This is a genomic window from Pedobacter sp. 01N310, from assembly GCF_056399805.1.
Genome location: NZ_JBFTSB010000001.1, coordinates 210465 through 230129, shown reverse-complemented (window position 1 = coordinate 230129; position 19665 = coordinate 210465). Strand labels below are relative to the sequence as shown.

Here is a 19665-nt window from a genome sequence, read left to right as displayed (position 1 = left end):
CATTTATCGTTTCAGTTAGCTAACCAGCAACTTATATTATCGCACCCTCGGTTTATACTACCAAAACCATATTTATCCGCAGCCAAAACCCATACTAAATGCATTATTTTGGCTGTTGATATTTATTTATCCGCAGCCAAAATTGTATATTTTAAGTATATTCTGGCTAAGGATAATTTTATTAATAGGGCGGGTTATATGGCCAAGAACCACAAGCCACTCACCAATAAACCCGGTAGCAGCGGAAATCCTTTTTATTGCATAAGTGCACCCCTCCTATTCTTGCTGCTGGTTGCGTAAAATTTGCAATAAAAAGATTGGAGTGCATAACGGGGCTACAGCGCCCACGGAGACATGAATGTTCGTTTTCAAATAAAAATGCACAACTAATTGCAGCCTAGCCCAAACCTGCCGATGAAAATCGGAACATGTAATAGAAGGTATTTTTAATAGTCGAAACAAAAAACATTTGTCCTTCGACAAGCTCAGGATGACAACGTTTTTTGTTCTTCTAATTTGCAAAATAGCCCCCAACCCCTACAAAATTATGAGGGAGTTGGAGGCTACAAATAAGGTCTTCGACAGGCTCAGACTGACATTTTTAAAAAAAAATCAACTAAAAGCCGAAACCCTCTGATACAACTTCCTGTACCTTACTTTTACGGAACTCTTTCATTGATTGTGGCTCTTTGGCCTCAAGCGTGGCAAAATCTACCACACCCGTTCTTTTTGCCCAGTCGAAATAGGCTACCGATAACCTGCTCACCACATCGTGGTTTTGCCTGGCTACGTTGGTGATTTCGCCACGGTCGGTTTCTAAATTATACAGTTCCCAATTGTAGCCTGGCCAGGTAGATACCAGTTTCCATTTGCCAGCACGCACTGCACGATTGCCTGCACGTTCCCAAAATAGCGGTTCATCGCGTTTCAGTTCGTTATCTTTACCAAACAATACCGGCAACAAACTTTTACCGGCCAATGCATTGGGTGTAATGCCCTGATAGCTTTTAGGATAGGTAGCCCCGGCCAGATCGTAAAATGTTGGGGCAATATCGATAATATGCCCGGTGCCTTTTTTAATACTGCCCGCTTTAATTTTAGCGGGGTACCAGGCAATAAACGGCGAGCTGATGCCACCTTCGTACATGTAATCTTTAAAGGCTTTTAATGGCGAATTTGAAGCATAAGACCAGTTTTTACTCTGCGACTCGTACGAACCAATGGTACCTACAGGGCCCGAATTGCGCACCGCACCTTTATACCATTTTACCAGATCTTCTGCAGGGGCACCATTATCAGAAATAAACAGGATGATGGTATTTTTATCGGCGCCGGTTGCTTTTAACTTATTTAATACCTGGCCAATGCCCTGATCTAAACGATCGACCATGGCGGCAAAAATCTCCATCTTTTTGGCCCACTGGCTACGCTGATCGAACGATAGTTTGTTCCAGTTGTAGATATCGGCATCTTTTTCAGAGACCGTAGAATTACCATCAATAATACCCAGTTCTTTTTGCTTTTTAATTCTTTCGGCACGGAGCACATCCCAACCTTTATCGTAGCGGCCTTTGTATTTGGCAATATCTTCTGGCAGTGCATGCAGCGGCCAGTGCGGCGCGGTATAGGCTAAATACAGGAAGAAGGGTTTGTCTTTAGCGCTTTGATCTAAAAAGTTTACTGCATTCTCGGTAATTACATCGGTTTGGTAAAATTTACCCGCTTCTAAAGGATAGGGTTTCCCGTCAATGGTGTAGGCACGCTTTTTACCCCCTTCGTAATCGCCCTGATCGAAATAACTTCCATTTTCGGACATCATTACGTGATCGAAACCACGCTGCCAGGGAAAACTCACTTCTTTACCGGCAACATGCCATTTACCCGACATTAAAGTATTGTAACCCTGGGTTTTTAAAACCTCTGCCAGGGTAAGCGATTCTTTATTAAGATAACCCTGATAGGCCGGAAGCCCAAGATCGTTGGCGAAATACCCCACTCCTGCTTTATGCTGGTACTGCCCTGTTAATAAGGAAGCACGGGTTGGCGCACAAATGGAATTGTTATAAAATTCTTTTAACCGAAGGCCCTCGTTGGCGAGACGATCTAAATTGGGTGTTTTAATTTCTGAGCCATAGGCGCCAAGATCTGAATAACCCAAGTCATCGGCCAGGATAAGGATAATATTAGGCTTTGACGGCCTGGCATTTTGTGCAAAACCCTGTATGGCCAATAATGCGCCTACACAGGTTAATATAACTTTGTTCATCTTTTTCTTTATTTAATGCTAAAAATTCTGATTGCCTCTATTATTTCCTTGTGCAGGCCGGGCGGGTGCGGTTTTAAGCAATTCGTAATCTACTACCCCATTTTCTGCAGCCCACTTTACATAAGCGGCTTTTAACTGTGCTACTATTTCGGGGTGTTGAGCGGCTACATCGGCATTTTCGGCCCTATCTTTTTCGATATCGAAAAGCTCATATTTTTCGGTTAAACCTGCCGGAGAAACGAGTTTCCATTTGCCCCACCGTACGGCTTTGTTGCCACCACGTTCCCAAAACAAAGGTGCAGCGCGCTGAACGGTATCGGTTGATCCGCTAAGTAATGGCAACAAACTTTTACCAGCGAGGGCATTGCTGGTTATGCCGTTTAACTGTTTTGGATAATTGATACCCGCCAGTTCGTAAAAAGTTGGGGCAAGATCGATCAGGTGACCTGTGCCTTTGGCAATTGTTCCGGCTTTGATTTTATTCGGAAACCAGGCAATAAAGGGTGCACTAATGCCACCTTCGTACGGAGCACCTTTATAATTACGGAGTGGCGAGTTACCCGTTTGCGACCAATTGCTGTTCTGCGTTTCGTAAGATCCGGCTGTACCAACGGGCCCAGTGGTGCGTTGGGTATAAGGTCTGGTACCATTGCCGCCCTGAGCACCATTATCTGAAATAAAAATGATGAGGGTATTTTCGTCCTGCTTAAGTTCCTTTAATTTAGCCAGCAAACGGCCAACACCCTGATCTACATGATCGATCATAGCGGCGTAAACTTCCTGGCGGGTTTGCCAATATTCCTGTTCATCATAAGTTAATTTGTTCCAGGGTTTTACCTGGTCATCATGCACGGCAATTTTCTGATCACTACCGATAAGGCCTTTTTTAATGGCATTGCGGTAACGTTGTACGCGTAGCGAATCCCAACCTAATTTATATTTGCCTTTATATTTGGCAATATCGGCAGGAAGTGCCTGAAGTGGCCAGTGCGGTGCATTGTAGGCCAGGTATAAAAAGAAAGGCTTTTTAGCTTTTTGCTGATCGTCTAAGAAACCCAGGGCGTTATTGGTAATCTCTTCAGTTAAATATTTTCCTGGTTCAAGAAAATACGGTTCGTTATCTTTAACCAAGGGTACGGTTTCAGTTCCTTTTTCTCCGATTTCGTAATAATTGCTGGCGCCACCGATAAAGCCAAAGAAATGATCGAAACCGCGTTGGTTTGGCCATTGGTTCCGATCGTCGCCCACGTGCCATTTACCCGCCATAAGTGTGGTGTAACCGCCTGATTTAAGTACCTCGGCCAGGGTAAGCGATTCGCGGTTCAGAAAACCCTGATAGGCTGCCAGCCCAAGGTTATTGTTAAAAAAGCCAACACCAGCTTTATGCTGGTACTGCCCGGTGAGCAACGATGCCCTGGTTGGTGCACAGATCGAATTGTTGTAAAATTCTTTCAGCCTTAAACCACCTGCAGCGAGTTTATCTAAATTGGGGGTTTCTATTTCAGTTGCCCCGTAAGGGCCAATATCTGAAAAGCCAAGATCATCAACCAGTACCAGTACGATATTGGGTTTTTGCTTTTTCTGGGCCGAAGCAACCTGTACAGCCAATAAGCCAAAAGCCAACAGGCATGCTTTCGCTATGGGCAAAGTGGAATATTTTTGTTTAAAATTCATGTGATTAAATTTTATTATCCGAAATAAGACGATTAATAGTTTACCCAATCTGGGTTCTGTTTTAATTTAGGGTTGAGGTTAAGCTCGCGTTGCGGAATAGGGAAATGGATGTGGCGCTTGGCCGCTAAAGTTTTTCCGGCTGCTTTGAGTGTGGCTACGTAATAATCGGCTCCTCTTCTGGCCAGATCGAACCAGCGCTGGTATTCGAAAACCAATTCCTTTCTGCGCTCCTGAAAAACAGCATCTCTAAACTGATCTACAGTTAATGCCGGAGAAATATCGGCCAGTTTAGCAATACCTGCACGCTGGCGTACTTCATCTATTGCGGCATAGGCTGCTGCATTTGGCCCATTATTTACTTCATTTAAGGCTTCAGCATAAATTAAAAGTACTTCTGCATAGCGGATAATGGGTAAATTTTTAGAAGACTGCGATTGATTCCCTACCACTGCCGGATCGTAATATTTATTAAACTGCGGCGAAAAAGTGTATAACTGACCATTTGTAGGGCTTACCATCTGCGTAACAAAGGTTATGGCCTTTCGGGTATCGTTATCGGCAAAACTGGTATACAAACCGCCAGCGGTGTGCAGGGCATCGGCATAATCGCCATTAATACCGGGCACATCTGCCGGGGCCGAACGGCTGGCCAAACTGTTGCCCTGAAAACCTGCGTTACCTACAAACTGTGCCGAGAAGATATGCTCTTTACCATTTTTGGTGGCTACATTAAACACATCGGCAAAATTTGCAAACAGTGAATAGTATTTACTATCGATTACCTCTTTACTTTTTTGTAAGGCATTTGCCCACTCTTTATGGGTAAGGTATACTTTTGCCAACAGACTTTTGGCTGCGCCTGAAGTTGCCCTTCCTAAATCTTTGCTGCTATATTCTGCCGGTGCAGGTAGCGATTCTGCATCTTTTAAATCCTGAATTATCTGTGCATATACCGCAGCCTCGGGCGCATTGGGTACATATAAATCTTCGGGTGCTAAAGAAGTATTTTCGTGCAGTACAATGGGTACATCGCCAAACCAACGCACCAGGTTAAAATAATGTAAAGCCCTTAAAAACTTCGATTCGTTAATTAAGCGTTTTCTAACAGTTGAGCTAATTTTCGCCTCATCAATCAAAGCAATTTTATCGATGGCAATATTTGAAGCATTAATGGCATCGTAACTTTGTTTCCACAGCTGCTCCATCCTATCGTTCGATGAATCGTGAGTTAAGCCAGATATGGCCCTAACGTGTGCATTTCTGGCCCTTGGGCCTGCTTCATAATCGTCGGTAGCCATTTCTACCCCAATCTGCATTAAACTGTTGTAAAGCGATTGGCCACTTTCGTAAAGTTTACGGTAATTGGCCGTAACAGCAGAAACCGCCTGACCTTCGTTTTGGTAAAACTGTGCAGTAACAAGCACAGCATCGGGATCTTCTTCTAGCTTGGAGCAGGCCGAAAGTGCTACTGCTAAAATGGATGCATATATTAAGTTTATCTTTTTCATTGCGATATAGATTAAAATGTTAATCTTAAGCCAGCCCTAACCGATCTGGCGATGGGGTAAATCCCGGCATCAGTTCCTGGCGATACATTACTTCCAGAGGTAATTTCGGGATCGAAGCCTGAATAGTTTGTCCAGGTAAGGAGGTTCTGCCCGGCTACATAGAAATATACATTTGATAACTTTGCCTTAGCAGCGATCTTTTTTGGCAAGGTATAACCCAGTGATACATCTTTTAACCTTAAGAAAGAACCGCTTTCGATAAAACGATCGGAAAACACAGGTGCAGGATCTAATTTGGCCCTTGGAATGGTTTGACTTGGATTACTTGGTGTCCACCGGTTTAAAGCGGTAGCTGAGGCATTTTGCTGCCCGGTAAACAGCTCCAGGGTTTGCATATTCGAGTTTAAAATACTGTTGCCATACGAGCCTTGTATAAATATTAACAGATCGAAACCTTTATATTCAAAATTATTGGTTACGCCAAAAATGAAATCGGGTTGTGCATTGCCAATAATGGCTTTATCTGCAGCGGTTGTAAACAAACCATCGCCATTAATATCTTTGTACAATCTATCGCCAGGTTTTGGCACGGCGCTACCCGTATATTTACCTTTAGTAACTTCTTCACCAGTTTGCAGGATTCCATCGGTTACATTACCATAAAAGCTGCCTAAGGGTTCGCCAACTTTTACAATGTAGTTCCCGCTGATGTACGACTGTGCGCCATTACCAATACTCAGCACTTCATTCCGGTTAACAGAAAAGTTTAAATTGGTATTCCAGATAAATGCGCCGGTAAGGTTGCGGGTATTCAGGCCAATTTCAAATCCTTTATTCAATACCGATCCATAATTCTGTAGCGATGTACCATAACCAGTTGTCCAGGGGATCTCTACATTTAATAATAAATCTTTGGTTTTCTTGTAATAACCATCTAACGTTAATTGGACGCGGTTGTTAAAAAAGCCGATATCCAGGCCAGCATCGTATTGATGGGTAGTTTCCCAGCCCAGTTTATCGTTCGCAATGCGGTTAGGTGCAAAACCCATGGCGGTGGTGCCACCAAAAACATAGTTGAGACTGTATAAAGTTGCCAAAGACTGGTATTGACCAATCTCCAGGTTTCCTGTTGTACCGAAACTGGCACGGACCTTAAGCTCACTGATTGTTTTTTGTAAGGACTCGAAAAATTTCTCATTACTGATTTTCCATGAAGCTGCTGCCGAAGGGAAGTAACCCCATTTGTTTCCTTTCCCAAAACGGGAAGAACCATCGGCACGGATGCTCGAGGTTAAGAAATAACGGTTATCGAAACTGTAATTTACCCTGGCCAGGTAAGAATGTAATACCCATCTCGTGGCATCAGAATAAGGCGCTACCAAGGTTGCACCACTTTGTAAGCTGTTAAAGGTTAAATCGTCGGTTACAAACTTCTGGGCATTTGCCCTGGTGGTTTCACTGGAAAATTCCTGTTGCGTAAAACCGATTACAGCATCTAAAGCATGTTTACCAAAAGCTTTATTGTATGAAAGGGTATTCTCATTTAACCAGGAATAGGAATTATAAGTTCCCTTTCCGGCAGAACCACCAATGGTACTTCCTTCATAAATGGTTGATGGGATATAATTCTTCTCATTTACACTATTTACATCAGCACCAAGCAATACTTTTAAATTCAGTCCTTCAATAATAGTGTATTCTCCAAATGCTGTTCCCAAAAATTTATTGGTGGTTGATTTATTAATTTGCTCTTTTAATGAGGCAATAGGGTTGGCAAATATATTTTCGAAAGGATTACGGAGGGTGTAAGCACCAGAAGCATCGTAAATGGAAGCAGTAGCAGGCATAATCAACAGGCCATTGATGATCCCCGAGGGAGATACATTGGCATCGGCCTTACTTCCGGTAATACTTGCACTTACTTTAAATTTTTCGAAAGGCTGGGCATCTACATTGGCCCTGATACTGATCCTCGAATAATCGGTGTTCTTTAAAATACCGTCCTGATCAAAGTAATTCCCCGAAATGAGATAACGTGTTTTTGGGTTACCGCCACTGATGGTGAGTTGATTGTTTTGTGTTGGTGCACGTTCGAATGCTTCAGCCTGCCAGTCTGTTCCCGCTCCTAACTGATCAATCTGCGCCTGACTCAAATACTGGAAACGGCCTTTGGTTGGGTCGGTATCGTACAAAGCATCGTTCCGGAGCAAAGCAAAATCGTGTGCATTTAAGAGGTCTAACTTCTTTCTTAACGATTGCGTACCATAACTTCCTTCATAGGTAACCGCACTACGATCTGCTTTTCCTTTTTTGGTGGTGATGATCACGACACCATTAGCTCCCCTCGAACCATAAATAGCCGTTGCAGAAGCGTCTTTTAGAATATCAACCGTTTCAATGTCAGAAGGATTAATACTGGCCAAGGGATTAAGTGGCGTACCACTCAACGTGCCTGCCGAAGCCGAACTATTGTACAAAGGAAATCCATCAACTACATATAAAGGTTCATTTCCGCCTTGTACAGAACTTCCGCCCCTTACACGGATACTTACGCCACCACCCGGCTGACCGGATGTTTGGGTAACCTGCACACCGGCAGCAGCACCCTTTAACAATTGATCTACCGAACTTAAGGGTTGTTTCAATGCCGACTTAGAAATGGAAGAAACGGAACCTGTAATGTCGCTTCGCTTCTGCGTGCCATAACCCACTACCACCACATTATCAAGTTGGTTGGCAGCTTCTTCTAGTTTAATTTCAATCGGACTTCCATTTGCTATGATTTCGATGGTTTTATAACCAATGTAACTTACTGTTAGGGTATAAGGAAACTTCTGTCCGGTTACGAACCTAAATTTGCCTTCATTATCGGTTGCTGCAGAGTGGGTAGTTCCGTTAATGCGGATCACTACACCTGGGATTGGCTCTTTAGTTTTCGAATCGGTAACCAAACCGCTGAGGGTAGAGTTAATGAGCGGTACGGTTTGTGCTTTAACCGCAATTGAAAAAATAAATTGAGCGATAATCAACATTCCTAAATGGCGCAAGGTGCGTAAGGAACGGACTGATAATCTGGATCGAACAGGCTTTTCCTGCCCGAAAACTGGTAACGAGACTTGCGAAGCCGACCCATAGGGCCACCTGACTTCTTCAAATTTTTGCATACTTTTGTTTAGGGTTAAGTGGTAAATTGATTCAGGTGCCAACGCCAATTGAAGACCTGTTTCGATGATTTAATCCAGGGGAGATACATTTGTGTTTCCCCGTTTTTATATAGTTTAGTTTATAAAATTCTTATATGCTATCCTCCTATTGTTTAATGGTTTGTTTTTCCTTTATCAATACCATGCCTGCTCATTTCTTTCCAAATGAATTTTGTTCTGCGTATCTGTTAAGTAATATCGGATCTGGCTTGAAAAAACCAGACAAAGGAATGATTACAAGAGATGTCCTGTAAAATAAGGCAAGGTTCATAATAAGGGTGTAAATTTGGTTTTTGACTAGTTAAGTCAAAGCATTATTGTTGAGCGTTTGGCCATTTAGAAAGCCATTTTACTATAAATTTATGCGCAACAACAACGCATTCGCATTGATTCGTGGTAATTCGAACAGTAGATAGCGTAGGTAGAAAATGAAAGAAAGTAAAATTTATTCATATCGTTATTTGCAGGTGGCAGGCAAATATAATATTTAATTCTATAAATCCTATAGAATTTATAGATTAATAAAATTTTATTTACTCTAGATTGTTCAGTATAAGGATTTAACGTCTTAAAACATTCCTCTAATTAAGGTTAAACAAAAAATGTCGAGAAAACACGATATGCATCTCGACAATCCAAAATAGAAGCTAAAATACCTCTACTTACCTACTTCTATAATTTTAAAGCTTCCAGGAATACGATGTGGACGTTGGTTGGCATCCGTACTTTTTTCGAAGGCTGCCGTTGGCAGAAAAAGGTGATGACTAGTCAAATCAATGGCAATGGTTCTTGCTCCTACTTCTGTTTTTACAGTTTCCTGTACAATAAACTTATTAGCTGAAACCTCTTTTACCACTGTTATGTTGCCTTCTCCATTAGCACTGTAAGCTAATTTAGTAGCCGGATCGAAGACTACACCATCACAATTATTACCAATCGGTAACGAGGCAATCTGTTTGCCTGTTTTGGCATCCAGAATAAGCATCACTTTGTTGGCACAAACCGTAAACAGTCTTGATGTTACACGATCGATAGCTAAGCCAGATGGCTCTTCTCCACCCTTTAGCTTGTACCTGGATAAAACTTTATTGGTATTTGTATCAAAACAAACAATTTCTCCGGTATCTTCAATATTTACATATACTTTTCCTTTCCCATCTGAAACCCCAGCTTCGGGTTTGCCACCTAAGGGAATCGTTGCGATAACCCGATCAGTTTGTGGATCGATAATGCTGGCATCACTACTTTTGCCGTTGAATACGATTACTTTTTTGCTATAATCATCAAAGAAAGTAGCATCAGGATTCTGCCCTACTTTAATTTGCGTCGATACAATGAAGTTATTCAAATCGAAAACGGTACAAGTGCCTGCTTTGCCATTAGTGGTGTACCCTTTGCCGAACGGGCCTGCAATTGCAATTCCATGTACACCAAGTGTATTGTGGATCACACCTACCGAATCGCCATTGTTCTTATTTAATATATTTACCTGATTGCCATGAGAAACAAAAAGATTGTTGTGCTGCTGATCGATGCTCACATAATCCCAACCCCCATCGCTTTGTATTTTATGGACTGCCAATACATGCAGGCTACTTTTTTGTTGGGCATTTGCAGCAATTGACATTGCAAAAAGAACCACAATGCTTAATAATTTCTTTTTCATTTTTTTAGTTTTAATATTCTGAGGATATGGATTTAAAATCTATTACGCTTCAACTGGATCTCCTTCAGGTTTGGCCGATTTGTAGAATCGCCTGATCAAGCTTGGTAAAGCAATGAGCAATAAAGGCATGGCTGCTATAAAACCGCCAATTACGGCTATAGCCAACGGTTGATGCAATTGTGCACCAGCTCCAATACCTAAAGCCAAAGGCATTAAGGCGATAATTGCCCCAAGTGCAGTCATTAATTTTGGTCTTAACCTGGTAGAGATGGCAAAGGTTATGGCATCATCAACACTTTGCTTGGCAAGGGATTCTTTAAACTGTAAAAAGGTAAATATGGCATTCTCGCCGATAATACCCACAATCATAATCAACCCTGTATAACTGCCTACATTGAGTGGTGTATGGGTTAAAAACAAGGCTAAATAACTCCCTGAAATGCCCAGTACCGAGATCAATAAAATGAGAAAGGCAATTTTAAAATCTTTAAATAGAAATAAAATTACGCTAAACACCAACAAACTCGATGCGATAAGAATGGTGAGCAGTTCGGAGAACGATTGTTGCTGTTCTTTATATGCACCACCATATTCGATGTGGTAACCCGAAGGCAGGTTTACATTGGTATTTACAGCTTTCTGAAGATCTTTCATTACACTTCCCAGATCGCGGTTATCGAGCCTTGCGGTAACTACCCCAATGGTTTGCAGGTTTTCCCTAGCCACTTCGGCAATTCCTGCTTTAAGATCAACCCTGGCCATTTGCTGAATGGACACCGCTGTTCCATCAGGCAAGAAAATTTTAAGCTTGTTGATATCGGCCACGCTAAAAGTCCTGCTTCCGGGGTACACCATGCGGATGGGTGAAAGCTGTTGTTTATCGTATAAATCGCCTATTAAAGTCCCCTGCATTGCGGTTTGGAGCTGCGATTGAAAAGATACTGGACTAACACCATATTGTGCCAGCATAGTAAAATTCGGTTGAATATTTACCGTTGGCCCTGAGCGCACAATACCATCAAACACATCTGCTGTACCACTTACGTGCGAAACCAGATCAGCTACCTTTTTAGATAAAGCCTGCAGTTTTTCCTGATCATTGCCAAAAATTTTCACCTCGATGGGTTGTGTGGAACTCATTAGATCGCCTAACATATCACCAATTACCTGCCCGAAATCGATTACCAATGCAGGTTGTGTATTTTCGATATGCGTGCGGATCTCCGAGATCACTTCTTCTGTGCTTTTTGTCCTGTTATGCTTCAGCTGGATCAGGTAATCGCCAGTATTTGGTTCGGTAATAAAAAAGCCCATCTGTGTTCCCGTTCTTCGCGAATACGCCTGAACATCTGGAATTTTAACAATCTCCTTTTCTACCTGTTTAAGCATCCTGTCGGTTTCTTCAAGCGAAGTACCTGGAGGTGAAGCATAATCCAATACAATGCTACCCTCATCCATTTCGGGGAGAAATCCGGTTTCTAAACGCGGGAAAACGAGCACAATCGATGCGATCAGCACGAGCATAAATATGATCGAGATATAAGGTCGTTGTATAAAATAACGCACCCAGTTTTGCGATTTAACCTCATGTACCACTACTTTTTTGCCAGTTGCTGCGTGACTACCCCCTTTACGGGTAAGCAAAAGATAAATCACAGGTAAACCAATCCAGGTAACAAAGAAGGAACAGACCAGGGTAATGATCATGGTATTGGTCATCACCTGAAAATAAGAACCTGCAACACCCGTCATCAGTACAAAGGGAACGAATATCACAATCGTACTGATAGAAGACCCCAACATGGCCGGGAAAAGATAACTCACCGCCTTGCTCAACAACCTCATTGTAAGCTCTTCGGGGTGTTCTTCATGTGTGCGATGAATCTGCTCTACCACCACTATAGCATCATCTATAATTAAACCTATGGCTGCTGCAATGGCGCCAAGGGTCATGATATTGAGCGAATACCCAACAAAATAGAGTACAATTACAGTTAAACAAAGCGTAACCGGGATGGTGATTAAAATGGTAACGCTTGCCTTGAACGATCTCAAAAAAATAATAGCCACCAAAATGGCCAATGCCAAACCAATTAATAAACTATCGCGTACACTTTTTACCGATTCGTTTACAAAATCGGCCTGTACGTAATAAGGTTTAATGCTTACGCCGGCCGGCAGAATATGTTTCAGTTGTTCTACTTTGGTAAACATCTCATTGGAGAGATCGACCAGGTTGGCATTAGGTTGTTTGATTACTGCAATCAGGATTCCATCTTTCCCGTTGGCATTGATGCGGGTATATTCTACACTTTGCTGAATATTTACCTTAGCAATATCCATTACTTTAATAATCCGGTTACCTTTTCTGCTCAACACCAGATTTTCCAGATCGCTTTTGTTTTTTACAGTAGCATCGGTTACAGATAGGTACAGGTAATTGTGATCGGCGAGGTAGCCGTTAGATTTTATAAAATTGGTTTGGCTGAGTGCATTGCTGATCTGATCTGGGGCGATACCCAGCGTCTGCATTTTCTGTACATCAAGCTCCAGCCAGTATTCTTTACTCTTACCGCCAATTACACGGATCTCGGAAACGCCATCAACCTGCGAAAGAAAGGGTTTCACGGTATAGGTGGCAATTTTTTTAAGTTCAGCAGACGAATAATTGTGACTTTCTAAGCTGTATCCACTTACCGGAAGAATCGATGGATTCATCTTCTCTACCGAAATGTTAACCCCAGCCGGCAACGAAGCACTGATTTTCGCAATCTGCGATTCTATGCGCTGCTGACTCAGATCGATATCGGCACCGGGGTTCATAAATGCAGAAAGCTCACAACTGCCCCTACTGGTGGTACTCCTAACCAATTGAAGATCGGGCACTTGTTTTACCGCATTTTCTAAAGGCCTTGTTACAGTAACCACCATCTTATCAACCGGCTGCAATTCTGCATCGGCAATAATCTTGATCTTTGGAAAGGTAATTTCTGGAAAAAGTCCTGTTTTTAGCTGACTGAAAGCATATACTCCGCCAACCAGTATAATGAGCAATACTGCCAGGATTGGGTTTTTATGGGAAATAAAAAACTTGTTCATGGCTACTTCTGGATTTTAACTTTGGCAGTATCTGCTATTCCATAATTCCCAGATGTAATGATCCGGTCGGTTTTCGAAAATTTAGGGCCGATCACTTCAATTGTATTTTGGCTTTCGATGCCTTTTTTCACGTTTATCTTTACCGCTGTTGAATCATTGATCAGTTTCATTACCCAAAACTCATCTTCAGTTTCATTAGCCAATACCGCCGATTTTGGCAATACCTGGGCCTGTGCATGATTTACTTTCGTTAACCACACTTTCGCAATCAAGCCTTCGGGAATATCTTTACCAGCCCCCACTTTAAGAATATAACGTTGGGTCTGCGCTGATGAATCGACAGCAAGCATGGTTCCTGAAACCGTTCCGGTCATTTTAGTTCCATCCGGTAAGCGGATAACCAGACTTTTATTCTGACTGATCAGCTGATTATATTCGTAAGGCAGATCGAGCAAAAAAACCAGACTATTGCGGTTACTGATGGTGGCCAAAGCTTCTCCATCCTGCACATAATCTCCTTTTTGATGATTTACCTGAATAATTGTTCCAGCCTGATCGGCTCTGATATTGGAAATACCAGAAAACTTAAACCCGGCATCGAGCTTATTTACGCTATTGCCAATCGATTTTGCTTCTTTGGTAATTAAACTAAACAACAGTTGATGGCTCCCCACCTGCTTGCCTAATACGACTCGGGTACTTTCTACATAACCGTTAATATTTGCCTTTACAAAACTTTTCTCCAGATACGCCGAAACTGCCGAAAGCTCCACAAATTCTGAAAGAGAACTATCTCGAACCGTAGTCACCTGAACTGGGGTAATTGGCGAGGGCTCATCTACAGTTTCTGCAGGGGCAGAATGATGACATCCCGAAAAAACAAACAGCGTGGCAATACCACTACACATTAATTTTAGATAGCTATTCATGGTTATCGGTTCCAGTAATTAAATTGGTTGATCAGTTTTAAACGGTTAATATTGGTTTGGCGCAACAAATTTTGAGCAGCCATATAGTTGTTGATCGCAATAACAAAATCGGCCACTTTTAAATCGCCAGTATGCATCAATTTACTGTCTACCTCGATCAACCCTCTGCTAAAACGGATCTGTTCGTTAATTTTTGGAAAGAGTAAATCGGTCTGGTTAATCTGCTGACGGATCAGGTTTAGCTGTTGTTGTTGCTGGCGGGCAAAAAAATCGCGGTAACTGGATATGGTTTTAGCAGAAAGACTGAGTTTATTATACTGCATTTTCTTCTGATGGCCATCGTAAATAGGAACGGAAAAAGTAAAACCAATACTTGCCCCCAAATTTTTATAAGGCTGTAAAACAAATGAAGAATTATAGCCCCCATTTGCATATATCCCAAGTTTGGGTTTATAGTTAAAGTTAATCGCTTTTTTTTGATTGCTGTTTTTTAAACTGTCGATATCAAAACGTTTATTAAAAAAGCCTCGATCCATTGAGGTGCTGGAGGTCTGCAATTGGGGATCAGCTAACTTAACCTGTGTGGTGTCGGCAATGCCTGCTAAATAATTTAACGTGGCGTAATCATTTTTAAACTGCAATTCGGCCTGTTTTACTACCAGTTGCTGTTGCTGTAAAGTAACCAGAAAAGTTAAATACTCGGATTGTTTGTAAATATTGCTTCTGGTTAATTTTTTAAGCAGTGCTTCTTCTTGTTCGAGCAGTATAACCACTTCCCGATTAAAATCTACCTGCTCTTGACTGGCATAGGCTAGAATATATTGATCGGCAATAGATCTTTGCAAATCATATAGCGACAATTGCCTGGCATATTTAATGGAATCGCTTTGGATTTTAATACCCTCGAGCTGGTTATTGATGCGTTTCTTGTTCAGCAGATCATAATTCACATTAAGTAGTACTTCTAGTGCCTGTCCGTTGGTAAGCACTTCATCGTAACCATAACCATGTACAATTGGCGCATACATCCCTGCAGAACTGGCCGTAACCTGTGGTCCCCCGGTTGCACGAACAATCAAACTATCTACCCCAGCAGAACGCTGTTGATTTTGAAAATCTTTAAGTACAGGGCTTGTAAATTCAGCCTGTTTTAAATAATAACCGAGACTTTTTGAAGGGACTTGAGCCACCGCTCCCATTACCCAAAAAGTAACCACGCATAAAATCAGGTACTTCAACTTTATATTCATTTTTGGATGATTTCAACTCAAAAAATATTGAACAATATTAAAATCTGCCCGAAAGCATTAAACCCGTGCTACCTTGTTGGTGGAAGGGCATAAATGTAAAATTCCCATCTTTTTTTGTAGTGAAAAGGCTTTTGATATATGGATAAACAAGATAAGATATCTTTGTAGAAGCAATCCCGAATCCGGCACCTGCCACCACATCACTAAACCAGTGTTTGTTATTATACATCCGCAGTGTTCCAGTGGCAGTGGCGACAAAATAACCTGCATAACCAATCCAAGGGTTAACATCTTTATACTCCTGATGCAGAAATTCTGCCGCCATAAATGCAGATGCGGTATGCCCTGAGGGAAAAGAATTTTCTCCATTTTCATTTGGTCGCTCTCTACCAACGCCCTGTTTTACAAAATGAGTAGAAACACCCATAATTGCAGCGGAGGTTACATATAACATCGAAGCATCAAACAGGTTATGCTTGCCTTTTATACCCGACAAATTAAGTGCGTATACTGCAGCCGCTGGTGCAAATTGGAGATAGTCATCAACATGAGCGGCAAATAAAGGATGGTCTTCCTGTAATTCTGCCTTGGTACTTACATCCAGTTGTTTTAATGCGCCATGATCGTAAACAGCGGCAAAACCATAACCCGCAAGTAAAACAGGCGCAATAAATGCCGTTGCCTGAAACTTTCTTTTTTGCATCGACTGGTCAGTGTACCATCGTCCTAGAGAATCTGCAGGAACATTTTTAACCGAATCTATATTTTGAGTGTACCCAATAACGGCAGCAGCATAAGTATGACTTCTATAACTTACCATAATCAACAACACCCCTAAAAACCTTTTCATAGTTTAAATTTTAATCAAAACTATAATCGAATTATGGAGAAATTCTGAAGTTATGAATGAGTGAAACTTTTTAAATTAGATGTTCGAAATGGATAATTCGATAGTGACAGGTGGCAACACCTATCACCACATCAGCAAGGGGTAATCGATAGTGACAGGTGGTAACACACAATCACACCTAAAAAATCTGCGGGCAATAAAAAATATGACAAATGCTTCATCTTAAGCCTCCCGCAGATGTCGCTGATCTACGCAGAATGTGTTTATTATTTATAATGACGGTGGCAACACCCACCACTCTTGCAATTCAACCACATAAATAACTAAAAAGATCCTGACCAAGAAGTAACTATTAGACCTTCAGCGCCATAAACACAACTAATAAAACAAGTTCGGCATGAAGAAGCGTAAAAAAATGGGCAGATTAATCACCAAAATAAACAGTAAAAACATGTTCACCACTTTCTTCGTGATAATCAATACGAAAGCCATAAAGGTTACAGATCTGTTTGGTTATGGCTAACCCAAGCCCTATGCCTTCAGACTCCACAGATTTTGAAAAACGATCGAATATTTTGGTTTGCAGATGACCGGGGTTTCCTGAATTGGAAATGGTTAGCGCCTGTTGATCAAGTTGGATATGAATGTGTCCACCACTTACATTATGCCGCACTGCATTGCTAAAAAGATTGTTTAGCAAAATATCAGCAAGATACCTGCTCATTTTGATTTCCACAGGTACAAGCTTTTCAGTTAACAGCAGTCCGTCCTTTTCTAATAGCTCCTGAAACTGACGGCTCTTAGCTTCTGTCATTTCTTTGAGTTCGATGTTCTGAAAATCGGGAATCAGGTTATTTTCAATTTTGGCCAACAATAATAGTGATTGATGCAATCTCGATAATCTGCCTGTAGCATGATAAATATCTTCCAATAATGCGCCCTGCTGCTCGGTAAACGACTCTGTTTGCAGCAAAGAATCTAATTTAGAATTAATTACGGCTAATGGAGTCATCATTTCGTGCGAGGCATTATCGGTAAAACTTTTAAGTTCCTTATAGTCTTGCCGCACTCTTTCGGCCATGGCATTTACAGACTTGTTAAGCTCGTTAAACTCATCAATTTTAGTTGGCTCTTGTTCAATAGTATCCATTCGGGTTACTTCGAAAGCTTTCATCTGGTTCAAAATAGAATAAAAGGGACGCCAAAGCCTGCTCAGTACAAATCTGTTGATCAGCAATAAGGATAAAAGCAAAACAACCGTAATTCCGAGTGTTATTAAAAGAATTATTCTAATAAGGTCTTCTGATTCTACCCTCGATTTGGTTATGGTTACCTCAATGGTTTTACCATCTAAGTGTAGAACCGTAATCAGACTTCTCCCAGGTTCGTTTTCACGTTCTTTTGGGTTAAAATAAATTGTATTTAGAAATTCTCTTTCAGAAATAATCCCACTTAGTGTTTTATAAGATATCTGTTGATCGAGGTAACTTGCAGGCAGTGGGAGTTTATGAAAAGTGTTTACATACTGGTTAATTTCATTTTCTTCAACGGCTAAATCGCGATCTAATTTTTCGGTTAAAATAAAATGGATTACAACATAGTAAATAATCCCCGTAATGATTAATACAACGATAGAGGTTAAAATATTTGCTTTGTTATAACGGTTGGAGAGTTTCATAGATCACCAAATTTATAACCAATCCCATAAACAGAGCGAAGATAATCAGCCGCTCCTGCCTCAAGCAATTTTTTACGGAGATTCTTGACATGGGTATAAATAAAATCAAAATCATCCGACAGGTCCATTTCATCGCCCCAAAGATGCTCGGCCATGGCATTTTTAGTGACTACTTTATTGCGGTTAGAAAGAAAATACACCAGCAGATCGAACTCTTTTTTGGTAAGTATTATCTGATTGCCTTTAACAGCAATTTTCATTGCCGAAACATCCACCGTTATCTCGTTGAAAAGAATAACATTGTCGCCATCAAAATTCTTTCTGCGGATAATAGCACTTACACGCGCTTTAAGTTCTGACAAATGAAAAGGTTTGACTAAATAATCGTCGGCGCCAAGATCGAGCCCCATCAGTTTATCATCCAAAGAATGGCGCGCAGAAATAATCAGCACCCCATCTTTTTTTTTCAATTGTTTAAGCTTGGTTAATAATTCCAGTCCTTCCCCACCGGGCAGCCCTAAATCTAAAAGAATACAATCATAATTATAAAGCGATATTTTCTCATTGGCAGCGGCAAAATCCGAAGCGTGCTCACAAACATTCCCTTCACCGGTAAAATAGGCAAGTATACTCTCTAATAAAGCCTGTTCATCTTCAATGACTAAAATTTTCATCGGTTAATCATTTTGTTATTTAATTGGATATAAAGTAGTCATTAAAACCAGAAAATCAAACCTGTTATGTAAAACCTTTAGGTAAATCGCTGTATCAATTTTTCGAGGTTCAGATTCTTTTTTTTCTGCAATATTTGTTTACCAAAGGCGGTAAAGTATTCGTGCCCCGTAAGCATTTTGATGTTGATGGCATCCCATTCCCGATCTGTGTATACTAAACGAAGGTTTTCTTCCCACTCTCTTTTCAGCCGCGCGGCAAAATCAGTATAACTTTGAAGTGAAAAATGATAAAAATCAGCATCACATATTATTTTTTCTAAATCGGTATCTGGCAATTGAGGGTATTTTGTAGCAAGAATGCAGTTGCTTACCACTTCTATCTGATCGCGTTTAAGACCATTTTCCAGTAAAAATTCATATGCAATTTTGACACTGGCTAGCTCATGGCCAATATATTGTTTAATATAGCCCACATCGTGTAAAAAGGCTGCTAAAATAAGTGTCAGCAATTCATTTTCACTTACACTATTTTGCTTACCAATAATTTTAACGCCCTCTACAACTAACAAAGTATGCTCAAAACTATGAAAGTACATGTTTTTTGGTAGCTCCTTTTCAAAAAGTTCTTTAACAAAAGTTTCAACCTTTTTTAGCAATATTCCCTGCTCTTTTTCCATTTATCAATCTTCAATAAATAGTACAATATTATTGGCCAATTCTGAAGAAAAACTGTAGCGATGATACTTATGGGCAGTTGTCGAACCAGAAATCGTTTTTCAACAAATTCATATTCTATTCAGAATTTCATTCAGATTGGATTATACCTATAGGCTTTAAATACGAGTTAAGGAGATAAAAAGGGGGTTGA

At 41.0% G+C, this 19665-nt stretch carries 12 protein-coding genes; all 12 read right to left on the bottom strand.

Going from position 1 to position 19665, the window contains the following annotated elements:
- Window positions 1-616: 616 nt before the first annotated feature.
- Window positions 617-2266 carry an arylsulfatase gene (locus AC1DNH_RS00790; protein ID WP_477581044.1) on the bottom strand — a complete coding sequence of 550 codons (1650 nt, stop codon included), beginning with the start codon at window positions 2264-2266 and terminating at the stop codon, window positions 617-619.
- Window positions 2267-2284: 18 nt separating this feature from the next.
- The gene (locus AC1DNH_RS00785; protein ID WP_477581046.1) at window positions 2285-3940 is read right to left on the bottom strand and encodes an arylsulfatase; all 1656 of its coding nucleotides are present in this window, start codon (window positions 3938-3940) and stop codon (window positions 2285-2287) included.
- Between the two features lie 32 nt (window positions 3941-3972).
- Complete coding sequence (locus AC1DNH_RS00780; RefSeq protein WP_477581048.1) at window positions 3973-5448, bottom strand: RagB/SusD family nutrient uptake outer membrane protein; 1476 nt, start codon at window positions 5446-5448, stop codon at window positions 3973-3975.
- A gap of 11 nt (window positions 5449-5459) precedes the next feature.
- The gene (locus AC1DNH_RS00775) at window positions 5460-8612 is read right to left on the bottom strand and encodes a SusC/RagA family TonB-linked outer membrane protein (RefSeq protein WP_477581050.1); all 3153 of its coding nucleotides are present in this window, start codon (window positions 8610-8612) and stop codon (window positions 5460-5462) included.
- 697 nt (window positions 8613-9309) lie between these two features.
- The gene (locus AC1DNH_RS00770) at window positions 9310-10317 is read right to left on the bottom strand and encodes a YncE family protein (RefSeq protein WP_477625071.1); all 1008 of its coding nucleotides are present in this window, start codon (window positions 10315-10317) and stop codon (window positions 9310-9312) included.
- Window positions 10318-10359: 42 nt separating this feature from the next.
- Window positions 10360-13416, bottom strand: coding sequence for an efflux RND transporter permease subunit (locus AC1DNH_RS00765; protein WP_477625070.1), 3057 nt, complete (start codon window positions 13414-13416; stop codon window positions 10360-10362).
- Between the two features lie 2 nt (window positions 13417-13418).
- On the bottom strand, window positions 13419-14345 hold the full coding sequence (locus AC1DNH_RS00760) for an efflux RND transporter periplasmic adaptor subunit (protein WP_477583797.1): 927 nt from the start codon (window positions 14343-14345) through the stop codon (window positions 13419-13421).
- A 2-nt stretch (window positions 14346-14347) separates the two neighbouring features.
- Window positions 14348-15595: a TolC family protein gene (locus AC1DNH_RS00755; protein WP_477583795.1), complete on the bottom strand. Its 1248-nt coding sequence runs from the start codon at window positions 15593-15595 to the stop codon at window positions 14348-14350.
- Between the two features lie 37 nt (window positions 15596-15632).
- Window positions 15633-16445 (bottom strand): phosphatase PAP2 family protein, encoded by an 813-nt coding sequence (locus tag AC1DNH_RS00750; protein WP_477583793.1) that lies wholly within the window; start codon window positions 16443-16445, stop codon window positions 15633-15635.
- A 424-nt stretch (window positions 16446-16869) separates the two neighbouring features.
- On the bottom strand, window positions 16870-18123 hold the full coding sequence (locus AC1DNH_RS00745; RefSeq protein WP_477609961.1) for a sensor histidine kinase: 1254 nt from the start codon (window positions 18121-18123) through the stop codon (window positions 16870-16872).
- Window positions 18120-18797, bottom strand: coding sequence for a response regulator transcription factor (locus AC1DNH_RS00740; protein ID WP_477585800.1), 678 nt, complete (start codon window positions 18795-18797; stop codon window positions 18120-18122). Before AC1DNH_RS00740 ends, AC1DNH_RS00745 begins: the two co-directional genes overlap by 4 nt.
- Window positions 18798-18874: 77 nt before the next feature.
- Window positions 18875-19474 (bottom strand): HD domain-containing protein, encoded by a 600-nt coding sequence (locus AC1DNH_RS00735; protein ID WP_477585798.1) that lies wholly within the window; start codon window positions 19472-19474, stop codon window positions 18875-18877.
- Window positions 19475-19665 lie beyond the last annotated feature (191 nt).